The organism is Streptomyces sp. ActVer (assembly GCF_027270795.1).
Taxonomy (GTDB): Bacteria; Actinomycetota; Actinomycetes; order Streptomycetales; family Streptomycetaceae; genus Streptomyces; species Streptomyces umbrinus_A.
Map to the genome: position 1 here is coordinate 1 of NZ_JAPWHT010000245.1, position 15,215 is coordinate 15,215.

Here is a 15,215-nt window from a genome sequence, read left to right on the forward strand (position 1 = left end):
GCGGGGCCGTGGCCGTCGGCAGCGACCAGTCCGGAGTCGTACCCGACTCGACCTGCGCGAGCATCGCGTCCAGCCGCGCCGCGTCGGGGCGGGCCGCCGGATCCCGTACGAGCAGGGCCTGGAGCACGGGTGAGAGCGGGCCGGAGCGCACCGGCGGCGGTACGGCCTCGTCGAGGACGGCGGCGAGGGTACCCAGGGTGGTGCCGCGGCGCAGCGGGCTGACGCCCTCCACGCAGACGTACAGGACGAGTCCCAGGGACCAGAGGTCGGACGCCGGGTCGTCGTCGTTGCCGCGGATCCGCTCCGGGGCGATGTACTCGGGGGAGCCGATGAGTTCGCCGGTCGCCGTCAGCGCGGTCGACCCCTGGAGGGCGGCGATTCCGAAGTCGGTGAGTACGGCGGAGCCGTCGGCGCGCAGCAGGATGTTGGCGGGTTTGACGTCCCGGTGCTGGATGCCCGCCGCGACCGCCGCACGCAGGGCGGCGAGCACCTGGCGGCCGAGCGGGGCGGCCTCCGAGGGGGCCAACGGGCCGTCGGCCAGCCGCTCCTGGAGCGAGACGCCGTCCACCAGTTCCATGACGAGCCAGGGGTGCGGGTCGTCGTCGATGATGTGGTGGATCATCACGACGTTCGGGTGGCTGATCCGGGCGAGCGCCCGCGCCTCGCGCAGCACCCGCTCACGGACGGAGTGGGAGGCCGCCGCGTCGTGCCGGACGGCCTTGAGGGCGACCTCCCGGTGCAGCACGCTGTCGCGGGCCCGCCACACCGTCCCCATACCGCCGCTGCCGAGCCGTGCGAGCAGCTCGAACCGCCCGTCGACCATGTCCCCCGATGCGTTCATGGCGGACAGATTAGTGGGGCTCGCCCGGCCTTCAGGACGTCGGGTGCGTACGTCCGAAGCAGCGCTCCAGTTCGTTCAGCTCGTAGAACGTGCTGCCCTTGGCCACCGGGCGGCAGCCCTGCTTGAACGCGGTCTCCTTCTCGTTGTAGAGCATGCGTACGAGATAGGTGTGGCCCTTGCGGAACACGTCCCACTGGATGTTCGCGGCCATCGGCGCCACGGACGCGCCGCGCCAGGGGTTGCCGGCGTAGGTGTACGGGTGCTGGGCGGTCACCGGCTTCGTACTGCCCGGCAGGCCCATCAGCGCGGCCAGCGGGATGATCTCCTCGGCGTGGGTGAAGCGCAGTTCCGCGCCGAGGTCGCTGGTGCCGGCCCGCCTGGCCTCGGCCTTCTTGAAGAAGTCGTCGAGCAGGACACCGGCCATCTTGTAGGTGATGTCGCTGTCGGCGAATCCGGGGCCCTTCTCGTAGAAGTCCTCGGCGTCGCTCAGATACCCGAACCAGGCGGTGTCGCGCGGCGCGATGTACCGCTCCATGTGCCAGCCGCGGCCGCCGGGGCTCTCGGCGCTCATTGCGGGGGCGATCCCGTAGAGGTTGTAGACCGCCTCGGCCGCGTCGACGTCGCTGCCGATGTCCGAGAACTCGCCCGCGGAGATTCGCGCGACGAACGCGGGCCTGAAGATCTTCTTCAGTACGTTCACGGCGGCGCGGTGCGTGGCCGGCTGGTCGGTGACGCTCTTGAGGGTGTCCGCGAGCCGCTTGTCGTTGTCGATGTAGTCGCGGTACGCGGCGCCCCCGGCGGCCTTGTGGAAGTAGAGCAGATCCTCGTCGGCGCGGGCGGGCCCGATCAGCGGCTTCAGCGCGGGGTCGGCCTTGGTGAGCGCGGTCGCGAACTCGCCCGCGCTGTCCACCGCGCGGCCCTGTCCGGAGCTGACGACGTCGATCGGCTCGCCGTCCTTCGCGATGTGCGCGAAGAGTCCCGGGAGCCGCTTCTCCATGCGTACGGCGGTCTCCTGTATCTCCTGCCTGCCGCGCCCGCTCAGGTTTCCGTACCCGACCTCGGCCATGGCGTCGAGCAGCGCCCGCACCTGGGGCCCGAACTCCTTGCCCGCCTCGGTCAGCTGCCCCTCGCTCGCCGCCCGGTCCCACAGCTTGAGGACGAGGTCCCCGTCCTCGCTGTCGGTCGCGGCACGGGACCCGTGCCGGGAGACGTTCTCCGTGAACACCGGCTCGAATCCCCGGGGCGCGGCTTGGTATGTGCGCGGGTTCTGGCCGGGTTCGTACGACGCCTTTGTCCCGTAGCTGTCGCGGTGCCCGTCGGCCGAATTGCCTGTCGAGCCGCCGGTCGAATGCCTGGTCGAGTGGCTTGCGGCGTGGGCGGGCAGCGCGCCGGAGAGGAGGGCGCACAGGGCGAGGGCGAGGGCGGGGGTGACGCCGGGGGCAAGACCGGGGGAGAGGCGTCTCATGGGTCGTCGCTTCATGGGTGGGCCGTCGTTTCGTCGGGCGGGGAGGCCGTGTCCGGAGTTGCGGCCTGTGGGAGGGGATCGAACGATCCGCCGCATCGTTTCCGCCGCGGGCCAACACCGGGTGACCGAGGCGTGGCTCGTTTCCGACCGGTGGTCCATGGGGGGACCATGGGCTGGTCAAGGGTGGGTGTGGGTGGATGCACCCGCTTCTGGGCGGCGCATTCCGTCGCGGGGGCCGTCGTTCGATTCCCAACCGGTCAGCGGCTGGGCCAGGCGGACACGCCATGCTGTTTCGCGTCCTGGGGCTGTGGACACCGACCCGCGCGGATGGGCTCTCCGACGAGTTCGAGCCAACTTGGATCCTGGGTCCGCTCAGCGCGCATCCTCGTGCACGTCCGGGACAACAGCGGTCACTCTCTGTCGGTCACGAACTCCCGCGACGCGGTCGGCAGCCGTCTCGCTACGGTGACGAACAAGCTCTTGATCAGGGGAAATTCGGCAGGAGCAGCGGGGGAACGGCGAACTGTGCCCGGACGACGGAGTACAGCGCCGCAAGGCCGTGGGGTGGGGATGAGCGGACCGGCGGGGGCGGCCGAGGGTGCGGCGGAACATCCTGCGAGGAAGCGGATCGCGTGGACGCTGTGGATCGGCACGGTGGCCATGGGCCTGGCGACCACTGCGTTCGTGCTGCCGACCGGTTCGTACCCCCGCCCGGAACGGCATCCCCAGGGGCTGATCTCGTTTCTGGTGGTCGCTCTGCCTTTCCTCGCCTCGGCCTGACGGGGTGTGTGGTGGGGCTCTACGCGGGCACGGTGAGCCTGTTCGGACTGCTGCTGCAGCGGTCGGCCTCCGGGGCGCCCGCTCGATGGTCGCCCCGGACAGTGGGAGCTACGGCCGGAGCACGATCTTGCCGTGGGTCTGCCGTCGTTCCAGCTCGCGGAACGCGTCGCGCACCTGTTCCAGCGGGTAGGTGCGGGCGATCGGCACATCCAGCTCGTCGCGAGCGGCAAGCCGGGCCAACTCGCCGAGCACGACCGCGCTCGCCGCCGAGCCTTCTCCGTAGGTTCGCGCACCGATTCTGGCCGCGGCCTGCCAATCGCGGATCGTGTTGATCCGCTCGGGGCGCACGCCCAGCTCCACCGCCAGGTCCACGTAGCCGTCGCCGAACGTGTCGATGAACGCGTCGACGTTCCCGCCGGAGGCCTGCCGGATCCGTTCGGCCACGCCCTCCCCGTACGTGACCGGGACGACACCGTGCTCCTTCAACCAGGCGTGGTTCCGCTCGCTCGCCAGCCCGATCACCGTTGCGCCGCGCCGCCGCGCGAGCTGGACGGCAAGGGATCCGACACCGCCCGCCGCACCGGACACCACGACCGTGTCGGCCGGTTCGGGGTCCACCGCGAACACGGTGGCGTATGCGGTCGTGCCCGCCACGTACAGCGAACCGGCCACGTCCCAGGAGAGCCCCGCGGGACGCGACACCAGATTCACGTCGTCGACCACGACCAACTCCGCGTGGCTCGCCCGATTGTGAGTGAACCCCAGGACCTCATCGCCCACTCCGAAACCGCGTGCTTGCGTGCCGATCTCCACCACGACTCCGGCAAGGTCGCTGCCCTGCCCGGACGGGAACGTCGCCGGCCAGCGGTCGTGCCGAGCGCCCTCGCGGATCATCACCTCGCCCGGTTGGATCCCGGCCGCGCGGACCTCGACCAGCACTTGCCCGGGGCCGGGCGCGGGCCGCGTCACCTCCTCCACCCGCAGCACATCGATCCCGCCGTACGTATGGAACCGCACCGCTTTCATCGCGTGATCACCGCACTTCCTCGCTCGGACAGGGCTCGGGCGGCCTCGCGCCGGCTGGATGCACATCGACCGGGCCGTGCCATTCAATGGCCCAGGGCGGAGCGGTATTCCCAAGAATGCCGCCGGCGACATCGCCCGCCCCGACAACGCGCTTGTGGCCCGACCGCACCGTGCCGCGCGAGTACGCGGGCCTTCGTCCGACCGGCAAAAGGTAGTCATTCGAAGGCGTTGACGATGGTGTCGATGATGGCCCGGATTCCGCTCCAGTCCTCATCGCCGGTGGCGTCACCAGCCCGATGGGCCTCCACCTTGCGCCGAAAGCGCTCTTGGACCGCCTGTTTGTCGGCATCGATCAGACTTCCCTGATAGCGCCTCAGCCTGGGATTCCACGATCGCCACTGCACGGGCAACAGGCGGTCGGCGTCTCCCTGAAGGGCGTCCCTTCCCAGATACATCTCCAACGAGCCGGCCGTTCCGTTGATGTCCGTCAGGACCGGTTCATCGGTGTAGGGACCGAGAGTGGGGTAGGTCCGAAGGAACGGCAGCGACGGGTAGTGCAGTACGCGACATCGCTCCGGTAGAGGCTGCGACTTCAGTTTTGCCAGCCCGGCGTGGCTTTCGGTGTCGTTGTCAGCCAGGGCGACGAACCGATTGGCAACGCCGGCTGCCGCGAAAGCCGACACGGTCTTTGCCAGCTGCGCGACTCCTCCCTCCGCTCCCGGCGTCGCGAAGTCGAAGAACGTCACGAATCCATTCAGGTACGGGTGGGTCACCTCCATGCCGGCGGCCAAGAGGCGTGCGTCAGTGGTTCCTTCTGTGAGAACCAGCAGCGGCGCGTCCCTGTCGAGCCTGTCCAGTTGAGCGGCACGCGCACTGCTTGCCACCGGGTGGCGGGGGCCAAAATGCACTTGAGCGATCTCGGTCAGATCCAGGCGCACCTCGGCCTGTGGCTCGGGTGCGCACTCCAAGAGCAGGCGGGTCAGACTGCGGAAGTCCTCGTCCTCCCGAAACAGTGCATTCAGCGGGTGTGAATCCGGCACGTTTTCCCAAAACGGCGCACCCACGTCGGCCAACCGTTGGCGAATCTCGTCCTCGACCATGCGTTCGTCCGGCGCCTCGCCGGACCATCGGTCTCCATGGACGGGATCGCGGGCCCAACTTGCGAGTCGCTCGGCGAATCTTCTGCGGGCCTGGGCGGCAGTGAAGTCTTGCACCTGCAGTCGCTCCCGCAGCGACTCCACCGTCGTGGCGTAGAAGACCTCGGGGACCCCCTCGTGGCTGTGCCCGTCCCCTCATCGCTGTTCCACCTCGGTGAACAACGCGGTCAGCGCATCGTCCCCGCCCTCCCACAGGGGCAGGACCCGCTGGCCGCCGATCACCAGGTACGAGTCTCCCTCGAGGCCGGTCAACAGCACGCAGGCCAGCTTTTCAGCACTCGACTCGGTCCGCTGCCGAATTCATGAGCTGTGCGGCCTGCCCGGTGGCCGCAGGCCCCCGCCCACAACGGCACGCGAGCCCGAACCCCGCGAGCGCGGTCGACATGTGACGGCGCTCTTCTGTATCGGGCCGCACGTGACCTGAACAGCAAAAAAGCCCTCCCGGACGGGAGGGCGGGGATGGGCGCCCCCGGCAGGACTCGAACCTGCGGCCAAGCGCTTAGAAGGCGCCTGGCGTATCTCGTCGGCAGGTGCTTTGACCTGCCACTTTCTTCCTCACTGACACGCTGTCAGGGGTTTTGTGGGACGTATGTGGGATGAAGGCACCTCTGGGATGGATGGGATGCAGGGGTTCCCGACTGTGCCAGGTGGTCACCGTCTCACGTCTCCTCACTGTTCGGTGCGCCCGCGCGGAAATAGATCTACCCCTCTCCTGCGTTCTCGATCTTCGAGCCGAGGAGGGGAAGGTGTCGGGCCTGAAGCTGTTCCACACGACGAATGGCGGCGTGACGGAGGTCGCGCCGCGTCTTGCCGAGGTCGAGGCGGATGTGCAGGGCCTCGTCGAGGCGCACATGGAGACGATGCTGGGGGTGCGGTTCCTGGCGAGCGAGTACGTCATCGACTGTGCTGACGGCGGCCGGATCGATTCGCTGGGGCTCGATGAGAACGGGGCGCCGGTGGTCGTGGAGTTCAAGCGCGGCACCGCGGCCGGCGTGATCAATCAGGGCCTGTATTACATGGCGTGGCTGATGGCACACAAGGACGCCTTCCGGAACCTGGTCCGCGACCGGCTCGGGGTATCGGCCGCGTCCCAGGTGCTGTGGAGCGCACCCCGGCTGATCTGTGTCGCCGGCGATTTCACCCGCTACGACGGGCACGCCGTACGCGAGCACAGGCGCAGCATCGACCTGGTCCGCTACCGGTTCTTCGGCAAGGACCTGATTGGACTTGAGACCGTGGCTTCCGTCACCGGGCGGACGCCGGCCGCGCGGCGGGTTCGCCGGAGCGCGGCCGGGCTGCCACCCGCCCGAGAGCAGGGCGGTGCGCTGGCGGAGCTGGCGGAGGCGGTTGATGAAGTGCTGCTCGGCCTCGGGGACGGCGTCAGCCGGGTGCAGCGCAAGCAGTACCGGGCGTATCAGCGCCTGCGGAACTTCGCCTGCGTTTGCCCGCCGCAGAAGACCAAGCTCCTCGTCTATCTCAAGGCCGACCCGAAGGAGGTCGACCTCATACCTGGCTTCACTCGGGATGTGACGGGGCTCGGCCACCACGGCACGGGCGACCTGGAGGTGCAGTTGCGATCCGAGCGGGACATGGAGCGGGCCGTGGACCTCTTCCGCGCCAGCTACGCGGCGGCGTAGCCGTCCGGTGTGTTTGTGACGTGAGGGCGTACGGGGCTGGGCTGCTGCGGATGTTGTGGTGATCGTGCCTTCCGACGTACGGGCAGGTAATGGCGGTGGATCACCAATGATGCGCGGGATCGCCGGTTTGGCCAACCGGCGATCCCGCGCTATGTTGCCCCGCTTCGAAGCAGGCTGCGTTCACCTGCCCGAGCCGTCATCAGCTCGCCGCAATCGTCAGCGGTGCTTCGGGTGCCGGGCGGCCTGCGATGCCAGCCCGCACCCTCCCTGAGCCATCGGGGACCGGAGGGGACCGAAGCCGTCACCGACCGCGCCGACCGATGCTGGTCAGTCGACGGTGCGGCGGCTAGGCCGTACTCGTCGTGCGGGCCCGAGCCGATGTGTCGGGGCAGGGTCAAGCGCCCGGAGGCAGGCCCCGGCCGAACTCGTCGAGTGACTCCGGTACGGAGCGTTCATCGTGTGCGCCTACTCGTGGATGCCCGGCTCTCGCACTGACGTCGGTCCGGTTCGAAGGCCAGTCCGGGCGCGACCACCTACGTTGGTTCATCTTGAGATCACGCGGTTTGCGGCAGGGAAACCCACCTGCCCGGAGGCTATGGCTCGTGGTCTACTGCCGCTCATGCAGCTGCTGATGCTGGATCTCGACAACACATTGGTAGACCGCGACGCCGCCTTCAGGGCCGCGGCGACCGCTCTCCTGGCGGAGCATGCGCTGCCTGAAACCGACATCGACTGGCTGATGACCCTCGACGCGAGCGGCTACACACCCAAACCCGCTGTCGCCGAGGCCATGGCGGACCGCTATGGGGCGGCGCTTCCTGAGAGTGCTATCCGGACTCTTTTTGACCGTGGCGCGGCTGATCGCGTCGTACTGGCCGGGACCACTCGCGAGGCGCTCGCCAAGGCGCTGTCCCGCGGCTGGACCTGCGTGATCGTCACCAACGGCCGGACCGTGCAGCAGGAAGCGAAGATCCGCAACACGGGGCTTGACCGGCTCGTCCAGGGCTGGGTGATCTCCGAACACGTCGGGCATGTGAAGCCGGGCCCGGAGATCTTCCACGCGGCGGCGGAAGCCGTCGGAGCTCCCCTCGTTGGCGGATGGATCATCGGTGATTCACCGCACGCCGACATCGCGGGCGCGAATGCGCTCGGTCTTCGAAGCGTGTGGGTGTCGGGTGGGCGGCGGTGGCTCCAGGACGCCTACCGACCTACTCATGTTGCCGGCGATGTCTCCTCCGCGATCAACTTCGTTATCAGCACGACGTGATAGACGCCACGAGCCCGCCCCAGGGTCTCAACAAGACCCGAGCGCGAAAAAATCGAGGCGGCCCAAACGGCTGCTGCGGCAGACTGACCGATCCCCTGTGCTGGGTGTATCGCGCCCACAGCTCGAGATCGTTTGGAGGAAGGCGATTTGACTGAGTCGAATCAGCCGGCAGCCCGGTGGAAGAGCGAACCGATGACGACGCGGCTCATCGCCGCTGTTCTCGTCACGGATCCGGACAGCGGCAGACTCCTCGTCCTGCGGCGGAGCGCGCACTTGGATTTCGCGCCTGGCGAGTGGGACGTCCCCAGTGGCAAGGGTGAGCCCCGTGAACCGATCACCGCGACCGCTGTACGGGAACTGAAGGAGGAGACGGGCGTCGTGGCCGCCGAGGCGGACCTACGCCTGGTCCACGTCGTCCACGGCTCCTGGGGAGCGGAGGTTCCGGGGATGTTCATGGCCCTGATCTTCCATACCGACCGGTGGAGCGGAACTCCCCACAATGCGGAACCGCACAAGCACGACACCATCGCCTGGGTGCCTCCGGACGACCTTCCGCAGCCCTTCACGAACACGACGCTGGTCGCCGTGCAGCGGTACCTGGATGGGGGCCCGATCCTTTCGTTCGACGGTTGGCCAGAGGCCGGATGACGGTCAGTGCGGGCGGCTGCCGCGGGGGCGTTGGCCGGCGTCGTGAAGCTCAGCAATGAGCCGCGCAGCTTCCTTCCTGGCCGGCTCCAGCCGGGGATCCTCGGGGTGCGCGTGCGACCCTGCGACCTTCGCGCAGAAGAGCAGAGCCATCAGCAGGCCGGACCTGCTCTCCAAGTCCGGCCGACGTTCGCTCCACACACGCTCCGCCAGGGCCGGGACGGCGAGGGAATGGCCCCATAGCGTGGCTGCGTCCAGTCCGCGTGGCGCCATGCCCCAGTCCTCCCAGTCGATCATGCAGAACTCCGGTCCGGTCACGTTCGCCCACGTCAGGTCGGCATGGGCCGGCCGCCACTCCTCCACCATGGTGTCGGTCACCTCGGGAAAGACTTCCCCGAGGGCTCTTGTCACCAGTTCCTGCGTGATGGTTTCGGTGTTGGGCGTGGCGACACGGGGTGCGGACTGGGTAGCGAGCGCGTCTAGGGAAGCGCTCAGCGCGGACCACCACGCATCCGGGAGACGAGGATCTTCGATCACAAGAGCGGCTTGCCCGACAGGCGCGGCGTTGACCAGTTCCATCTCATCCGCCCGCCACATCACCGGTTCACCCGGCTCGCGCCACGAGAACCCTGCGTACCACGAGGGCATGACGACTCCGCTCAGGACAGCAGCGGATTCAGGGCCATTCCACCCCTGGGCCCCGATCCGGTCGAACCCCCGCCGCTCGACGCGCACCCAGCTGTCGCGGTCCGTCCGAGCCCCGACCGTACGGCGCTTGCACACCACCGTCTCCCGATCGAGACGCACCTGCAGCGACCGCTCCACACGGTCCAGCACTCCATCGAGCGATTCCCTGCGCAGATCAACAGCACGAGGCACAGGCAGCGTCATGTACGGGACCGTAGCAACCACACGGGGCCGGATCCCGAGATATTCGGGCACCTCGCTCTGTCCGGCTGCGCCAGGTGTTGACGTCCTCCGTGCGGCCGAGCTGCACGCACCTGCCCACGCACTCGCGCCCTTCCCGGCACGAGATCAGAACACAGTGTGAGTGGGGGACCGTCTCGTCGAGAGAGGGCCTGAACGCCACAATGGCCGACATGATCAGCCCACCCTTGCGGGAAGCCGCCCGCGTCGTCGCCCTCGACGATGCCCAGCGGGTCCTGCTGCTGCACCACCACGACGAGGGCGGAAGCTACTGGGCCACCCCCGGCGGCGCCCTGGAGGCAGGGGAGGACCACGCTGCTGCCGCGCTCCGCGAACTGCGCGAAGAACTCGGCGTCGATGAAAAGAACGTCGCGCTAGGCACGCAGCTGGCCCAGCGCAGCCAGGAGCAAACCGTCGGCGGGCGGGCAGTCCGGCAGGTTGAGCGGTACTTTCTAGCCCACCTTGAGCCCGCGGATGCCGACCCGGCCCGAGCCACTCAGCCCGACAACGTCCAGGCCCACCGCTGGTGGACGCTGCAAGAACTGCGGGAGACGCCAGAGACGATCTATCCCGACGGCCTCCTCGGCCTGATTGCCGGGTTACTCGCCAACGGCGTGCCCAAGTGCCCCATCACCCTGCGCTGAAGCGAGCGGCACACCTCTTCGGAGATCCGGGTCACCTGCGCGGCCGTCGCGCCCTCCTGCTGGCTTCAGGCGTAATACGGGCAGACCCCTCGGCGTCGTCATGTGGACGACCCGCCACGCCCGCAATCGTGACGAGAGCAGCGTCATCCGAGGTCAGCTGGGAGGTGCGACTCCGCGTAAGCCGGGTCGCCGGATCGGGTGTCAGTTAAGGTTCGGTGCTGTCGCATGCTGGCCTGTCCGTGGAATCAGGGGACGCCGATGACACAGCAGCTGTGGAGCAGCCAGAGGCATCAGACCGCGATCGGCCGAGTTGGCCTCTCGCTGCCGGCTCGTCGCGCCGTCGGCGACCTCCAGCTGGAACCCGACACGGGAGTACTGGACTACGGGTGCGGACGTGGCGGCGATGTACGGGCATTGCAGCACCTCGGCCTCGACGCCGCGGGGTGGGACCCGGTCCACTTCCCGGACGGGCGGCGTGAGCCGGCCGAGGTGGTCCTTCTCACCTACGTCCTGAACGTCATTGAGAATCCCGTCGAACGACGCGAGACGCTCCTTCGAGCCTGGGACCTCGCTAAATCGGTGCTGGTCGTGTCCGCGCGGCTGAGGTGGGAGCGCAACCAGATCAAAGGCGCGGAGTACGGCGACGGCATTCTCACGCAGCGCCGCACCTTCCAGCGCCTCTACGCCGCTGGCGAGCTGCGCGACTACGTCGAGGAGGCCACCGGCGTCCGCTGCGTGTCGGCGGCGCCCGGCATCGTTTACGCGTTCAAGGACGATGCGGCCCGCCTGAGTTACCTCGCCCGACAGGTCGCTCCTGACGGGGGGTGGCTGGCGTCCGAGGACACCGCCTCGGCGATCGCCTCGGTCGTCGATCATCTCGAACAGCGCGGCAGGATGCCTCAGCTGGAGGAAATGCCGCAGCCCATCATCAGCCTCCTTGGCCACCTGCGCCCCGCTGAACTCAGGCGCCTTGCCGAGCAGGAAGCCGACCGCGCGAAGGTAGAACGAAGCGCCGAGCGCGGAGCCCTCGACACACTGCAGTTCCTCGCGCTGGAGCTGTTTCACGGCCGGGGTCCGGTCAGTAGTCTGCCCCTGCCAGTTCAACTGGACATCCGTGCCTTCTTCCCGTCGTACACCGAGGCGTGCCACCGAGCGGATCGACTGCTGTTCAAACTGCGCGACGACGCCTACGTCCGCCGGGCGATGAACGGATCGATCGCCGGCAAGTTCACCGCGACCGCCCTGTACGTTCACCGCCGCGCACTCCATCGGATCCCGGCCGTGCTGCGCCTGTACGAGCAGTGCGCGAGCATTGCCGCCGGCCGTCCTGGCGAGTGGTCTGTCGTCAAGCTCCGCCATCAGGGCCGCGGGGTCAGCTGGCTCGACTATCCCGAGTTCGACGCGGATCCCCACCCGCGAATCGCGGCCTCGTACGCCGTCGACCTGAAGACCCTCAAGTCCTCCTTCACCTCGTACGCGGACTCCACCAACCGTCCCCTGCTGCACCGCAAGCACGAGTTCCTTGCCGAGGATGATCCCGACGCACCCAAGTACCGGAGGCTCACGGACGCCGAGGTCCGCGCCGGTCTTTACGAGAGCCCGCACCTGATCGGCACAGAAGAGGGATGGAAGCGCGAACTCGTTCGCTGCGAGCGGGAGTTGCGTGGCCACAGGCTCGTACGGCGCACCACCAGCACCTGAGCCTCGCTCCGGCTCTCGGCACCGCAGTGATTGTCAGTGCCGTGTGCCACGCTCCACCCATGACCACCATCCGGATGGAGGGCTCCTGCCTGCCCTCATACCGAACGCTGTCCACCCTCGCGCTGTCCGAGCCCGAGGACCATGTCCGTGAACTCACCGACTGGGTGGAGCATGCCTCCGCCGTCACAGGAGCCCCCGGGGCGCAGAACGGCTGGGACACGGCCTACAAGTGGCTGCGTCTCGCCCAGGGCCTGCGCACGGTGACGTTCGACATGTCCTACGACGGCGGCGGCATGTGCTCAGCGGGCCTCGACTTCGACGCCGTCTGGACCGAGATGATGGAGGAGTGGCAGCAGCACCAGATCCGTCTCGGCTACCTGCGCGCAGCACTCGAAGGGTTCGTCCGCCTGCTGTACCCGGACACCGCGGAGCCTGGTCTGGCGGTGGAGGCCGCTGAGCAGCAGTTGCAGCACCACGCCGACGCGTGGCCGGTGCACGCGCATGCGGTCGCCGACCATTTGTGGACGCATGCCTCGGACGACGTGCCGGGCACTGGCCCCTCGGTGGCGGCAGCGGTGACCCAGGCGATTGTCCTGCATGAGATGGCCGTCCGGGGTCGCGCCGCCATCCCCGAGCCGGGAAGCGACGATGACGGAAAGGTCTTTCCCACCGGACACGCCGAGGTCTGTGCGGCCAAGGAAGCCTCCACTGTACTGCTGCTGGGGATCCAGCTGCTGATGACCGCGGCGGTGAAGGAAAACCGCGTCGCTGTCTTCGACGACAAGTACCTTCTCGACGGCATGTGGATTCCCGACTCTGCAGGCGGCAGCCGATGGGTGGACGAAGAAATGCCCTACGGCGAATACCTCGCCGTCCTCCACCTTCAGCCTGGCGAGCCGCCCGAGCTGTAATTCCGGCACCTGCAGTGCCCTGTGGCGGCCACGTCGGCATCCCAGGGGCAAACGATGGGTGGGGCCCGAAGTCATGGCTTCGGGCCCCACCCATCGTGGCTTGCTCGGTACGTATCAGGTCATGCACCAGCCGGAGTCACACGCTCCCTCATCGTCATCGACGTCACCTTCCCCGGGGCTCTCATCGGGGATGGCCTGTGTGAGCGGGACGCCGTACCTCGTGAGATAGACGTCATCCCGGCCGAGCGCGGCCCGTCGGCGGTTGATTGTCTCCTCGAGCCGGACCGACCGAGCGAACAACTCGGGCTCGTGCCTGCGCTGGTGACGCCAGGCGTCGACGGTTCGGAAGGGGCAGAAGAAGCAGGAACTCTTGGGCGGTACTGGCAGGCCGGCCTCGGCGATGACGCGCTCGCAGTCGTCTCGGCGCAGCCCGAGGTCGAGGAGGGGGTACTCGATGACCTCGTGGGTTTCCCTCCGCCGACGGTTGGCGCGATGAATTTCGTCGAGCGAAATGCCGATGCCGACCGCCGCCGGTGCCTTCGCGGTGGCGCCATGCTCCCGAAGCCACCGCCCGACCACCTTGATCTTGAAGTCAGCGGTGCAGTTGCGACGGCCAGGAGCGCCGTTGGCCATACGGACCGGGATGGGGATCGACCGGGTATCTGGCCGGTTCAGCCGCTGCATGAGAGTTTCCGTGGCCCCGTCGCGGCGGCGTCGCTTGAGCTCGTGGATGCCCAGTCCCGCATGCTCGGCATAAGGGATGGCGATCTCGCGAACGTACGCGAGGGTCGCCGGGTGCTCGCTGTCGTCCCCGACGTTGGCGAAGAGGAAGGTGGAGAAGTCGATCTCGCGCTGGGCGGCCAGCACCAGCAGCGCGGTCGACTGGACTCCGCCTCCGTAGGAGATGACCCTCATCGGGCATTCACTTGACTGGTGAGCGGCCAGGTCGAGAACGGCCCGTGGGCCCGTTTCCGTCGGGTTGTCGTGGTGGGCTCCGGGAGTGCGTGACAAGATCGGCATGTGAGAGACAGTATGGACTCTAGGGCGAGGTATCAAGTGTTTCTCTCGCAGCTGTCGGCGAACACTGCCTAGAGGCGATATCGCGTCCCGGGATCCGTGCCAGTCAGGTAGGGGGAGGCCGACTAAGGTCGCGGCTCGATGACCACAGAGTGTCCCTCTGCCAGGACTGCTGCCAGGAACTCGGCCGCGGCTACTTGGTCGGCACCAGTGAATGTTCGTGCTGCGGGCGGGGCCTTGTGTGGCGGCCGAGAGAGGGGCTCTCTTTGCCTGCGCCCACGTGGTTTCTGCGGGGCGCGGTGGCCTGTACGCAGCAGCTCGACCTCGGACGAGAGGATGGTGCGCTGCCGCTGCTGCGCATCATCCACGATGGTCTCCAGGAGCCAGAGAGGGGACCCGGAGAGGGTCAAGTCAGCCTCGGCGATCTGTCGCCGGTTACGCCATCGGGAGATCGCCTGCGCGTCCCGCGCGAGGACGCGGGCGGCCTCCTGGATGCCGAGAATGACGGGCAGTTCCTCCTTGTCCTGGACCTCGTAGCCGCGGGGGATGCTGGTCTTGTAGGAGGCCAGCCGGTCTCGCGCCACGTGGCGGTCGCCGACGCCGTCTAGCCGCATTACCGTCGCCAGCAGCCAGTACGGGTTGCCGGACGCGACCAGGTCAGGTGCGGCGAGGGCGCCCTCTGTCCGCCATTTCTGCGATGTTTGGCGCTCCACTTGATAGAGGGAGGCAATTTCGGCATGGCCCAGCAGGAACGGGATGCGCACCTGTGCCATGAGGGGCCTTCCCATCACCTTCGTCTCCGTGGGGTGGCGATGAGCGGGGGAGTTGCTCCGCCGCTCTACGCCGTGCACGCAGATCTTAGATGTGCTCCCGTCCTGGCCGCAGCTCCCACGAGCCCACCTCGGTGTAATAGCGCCCGAAGTGCTGCAGCCAGGCCGCGAGGGTCTCCGTCGTCCTCCGCGCCTGGTCTTCCGGGTCTCCTGTCCGTTCCACGATGGCCTTCTGGAGCTCGATGTTGCTGAGGCGCTCGCCGACGAGCAGCTTGTGGAGTTCTGGGATGGCGTGCAACCGAGCCTCGACCGCCGTGTTGAAGTCGTGCTCCGCCAAACCTGCCGGGACATCGAGCATGGCAAGGTCCTGGATGATGCCGGCCTCAACAGGGGAGGTGAATCGTGTTCGGCCGCTGTAGAGCGCGAA

Annotated in this window: 15 protein-coding genes, 1 tRNA gene and 1 pseudogene; 7 read left to right on the top strand and 10 right to left on the bottom strand. The window is 68.1% G+C overall.

Going from position 1 to position 15,215, the window contains the following annotated elements:
- Window positions 1–841: serine/threonine-protein kinase (locus O3Q52_RS32285; protein ID WP_269652226.1), on the bottom strand; the 841-nt coding region annotated here is incomplete at its 3' end.
- Between the two features lie 31 nt (window positions 842–872).
- Entirely contained in the window at window positions 873–2,306 is a 1,434-nt protein-coding gene (locus O3Q52_RS32290) for a histidine-type phosphatase (protein ID WP_269652227.1), read from the bottom strand.
- Between the two features lie 570 nt (window positions 2,307–2,876).
- On the opposite strand from O3Q52_RS32290, the gene O3Q52_RS32295 reads away from it, so the two are divergent.
- Entirely contained in the window at window positions 2,877–3,086 is a 210-nt protein-coding gene (locus O3Q52_RS32295; RefSeq protein ID WP_269652228.1) for a hypothetical protein, read from the top strand.
- Window positions 3,087–3,194: 108 nt separating this feature from the next.
- On the opposite strand, the gene O3Q52_RS32300 is transcribed toward O3Q52_RS32295, so the two are convergent.
- The 4 genes from O3Q52_RS32300 to O3Q52_RS32315 form a co-directional block, all read right to left on the bottom strand.
- Window positions 3,195–4,112 (bottom strand): NADP-dependent oxidoreductase, encoded by a 918-nt coding sequence (locus O3Q52_RS32300; protein WP_269652229.1) that lies wholly within the window; start codon window positions 4,110–4,112, stop codon window positions 3,195–3,197.
- A gap of 215 nt (window positions 4,113–4,327) precedes the next feature.
- A complete protein-coding gene (locus O3Q52_RS32305; RefSeq protein ID WP_269652230.1) occupies window positions 4,328–5,353 on the bottom strand; it encodes a hypothetical protein in 1,026 nt (341 codons plus the stop codon).
- Window positions 5,354–5,404: 51 nt separating this feature from the next.
- Window positions 5,405–5,527 (bottom strand): hypothetical protein, encoded by a 123-nt coding sequence (locus tag O3Q52_RS32310; RefSeq protein ID WP_269652231.1) that lies wholly within the window; start codon window positions 5,525–5,527, stop codon window positions 5,405–5,407.
- 206 nt (window positions 5,528–5,733) lie between these two features.
- Window positions 5,734–5,803: transfer RNA gene (locus O3Q52_RS32315), tRNA-Arg, on the bottom strand.
- A gap of 212 nt (window positions 5,804–6,015) precedes the next feature.
- Here O3Q52_RS32315 and O3Q52_RS32320 point away from each other — a divergent pair.
- From O3Q52_RS32320 to O3Q52_RS32330, 3 genes are all read left to right on the top strand, one after another.
- On the top strand, window positions 6,016–6,906 hold the full coding sequence (locus O3Q52_RS32320) for a DUF5655 domain-containing protein (protein WP_269652232.1): 891 nt from the start codon (window positions 6,016–6,018) through the stop codon (window positions 6,904–6,906).
- Between the two features lie 619 nt (window positions 6,907–7,525).
- A complete protein-coding gene (locus O3Q52_RS32325) occupies window positions 7,526–8,173 on the top strand; it encodes an HAD family hydrolase (protein WP_269652233.1) in 648 nt (215 codons plus the stop codon).
- Window positions 8,174–8,365: 192 nt separating this feature from the next.
- Window positions 8,366–8,821, top strand: a complete 456-nt coding sequence (locus O3Q52_RS32330) for an NUDIX domain-containing protein (RefSeq protein WP_119580278.1) — start codon at window positions 8,366–8,368, stop codon at window positions 8,819–8,821.
- 3 nt (window positions 8,822–8,824) lie between these two features.
- Here O3Q52_RS32330 and O3Q52_RS32335 read toward each other — a convergent pair whose 3' ends face one another.
- The gene (locus O3Q52_RS32335; protein WP_269652234.1) at window positions 8,825–9,709 is read right to left on the bottom strand and encodes a hypothetical protein; all 885 of its coding nucleotides are present in this window, start codon (window positions 9,707–9,709) and stop codon (window positions 8,825–8,827) included.
- 209 nt (window positions 9,710–9,918) lie between these two features.
- Between O3Q52_RS32335 and O3Q52_RS32340 the strand changes: the two genes are divergently transcribed.
- From O3Q52_RS32340 to O3Q52_RS32350, 3 genes are all read left to right on the top strand, one after another.
- Window positions 9,919–10,389 carry an NUDIX hydrolase gene (locus tag O3Q52_RS32340; RefSeq protein ID WP_269652235.1) on the top strand — a complete coding sequence of 157 codons (471 nt, stop codon included), beginning with the start codon at window positions 9,919–9,921 and terminating at the stop codon, window positions 10,387–10,389.
- A gap of 258 nt (window positions 10,390–10,647) precedes the next feature.
- Complete coding sequence (locus tag O3Q52_RS32345) at window positions 10,648–12,090, top strand: DNA phosphorothioation-associated putative methyltransferase (RefSeq protein WP_119580279.1); 1,443 nt, start codon at window positions 10,648–10,650, stop codon at window positions 12,088–12,090.
- A gap of 59 nt (window positions 12,091–12,149) precedes the next feature.
- Window positions 12,150–13,001, top strand: coding sequence for a hypothetical protein (locus tag O3Q52_RS32350; protein ID WP_269652236.1), 852 nt, complete (start codon window positions 12,150–12,152; stop codon window positions 12,999–13,001).
- A 114-nt stretch (window positions 13,002–13,115) separates the two neighbouring features.
- On the opposite strand, the gene O3Q52_RS32355 is transcribed toward O3Q52_RS32350, so the two are convergent.
- The 3 genes and pseudogenes from O3Q52_RS32355 to O3Q52_RS32365 all read right to left on the bottom strand — a co-directional run.
- The gene (locus O3Q52_RS32355) at window positions 13,116–13,916 is read right to left on the bottom strand and encodes a phosphoadenosine phosphosulfate reductase (protein ID WP_269652237.1); all 801 of its coding nucleotides are present in this window, start codon (window positions 13,914–13,916) and stop codon (window positions 13,116–13,118) included.
- Between the two features lie 227 nt (window positions 13,917–14,143).
- Window positions 14,144–14,806, bottom strand: a complete 663-nt coding sequence (locus O3Q52_RS32360) for a hypothetical protein (protein WP_269652238.1) — start codon at window positions 14,804–14,806, stop codon at window positions 14,144–14,146.
- Between the two features lie 70 nt (window positions 14,807–14,876).
- Window positions 14,877–15,215: pseudogene (locus O3Q52_RS32365) on the bottom strand (hypothetical protein); the annotation flags it as partial.

Bases quoted from the DNA above. Each gene is read 5' to 3' on its own strand.
- O3Q52_RS32290 (WP_269652227.1), bottom strand. From the start codon at position 2,306: ATGAGACGCCTCTCCCCCGGTCTTGCCCCCGGCGTCACCCCCGCCCTC.
- O3Q52_RS32295 (WP_269652228.1), top strand. From the start codon at position 2,877: ATGAGCGGACCGGCGGGGGCGGCCGAGGGTGCGGCGGAACATCCTGCG.
- O3Q52_RS32300 (WP_269652229.1), bottom strand. From the start codon at position 4,112: ATGAAAGCGGTGCGGTTCCATACGTACGGCGGGATCGATGTGCTGCGG.
- O3Q52_RS32325 (WP_269652233.1), top strand. From the start codon at position 7,526: ATGCAGCTGCTGATGCTGGATCTCGACAACACATTGGTAGACCGCGAC.
- O3Q52_RS32330 (WP_119580278.1), top strand. From the start codon at position 8,366: ATGACGACGCGGCTCATCGCCGCTGTTCTCGTCACGGATCCGGACAGC.
- O3Q52_RS32335 (WP_269652234.1), bottom strand. From the start codon at position 9,709: ATGACGCTGCCTGTGCCTCGTGCTGTTGATCTGCGCAGGGAATCGCTC.
- O3Q52_RS32340 (WP_269652235.1), top strand. From the start codon at position 9,919: ATGATCAGCCCACCCTTGCGGGAAGCCGCCCGCGTCGTCGCCCTCGAC.
- O3Q52_RS32345 (WP_119580279.1), top strand. From the start codon at position 10,648: ATGACACAGCAGCTGTGGAGCAGCCAGAGGCATCAGACCGCGATCGGC.
- O3Q52_RS32350 (WP_269652236.1), top strand. From the start codon at position 12,150: ATGACCACCATCCGGATGGAGGGCTCCTGCCTGCCCTCATACCGAACG.
- O3Q52_RS32355 (WP_269652237.1), bottom strand. From the start codon at position 13,916: ATGAGGGTCATCTCCTACGGAGGCGGAGTCCAGTCGACCGCGCTGCTG.
- O3Q52_RS32360 (WP_269652238.1), bottom strand. From the start codon at position 14,806: ATGGGAAGGCCCCTCATGGCACAGGTGCGCATCCCGTTCCTGCTGGGC.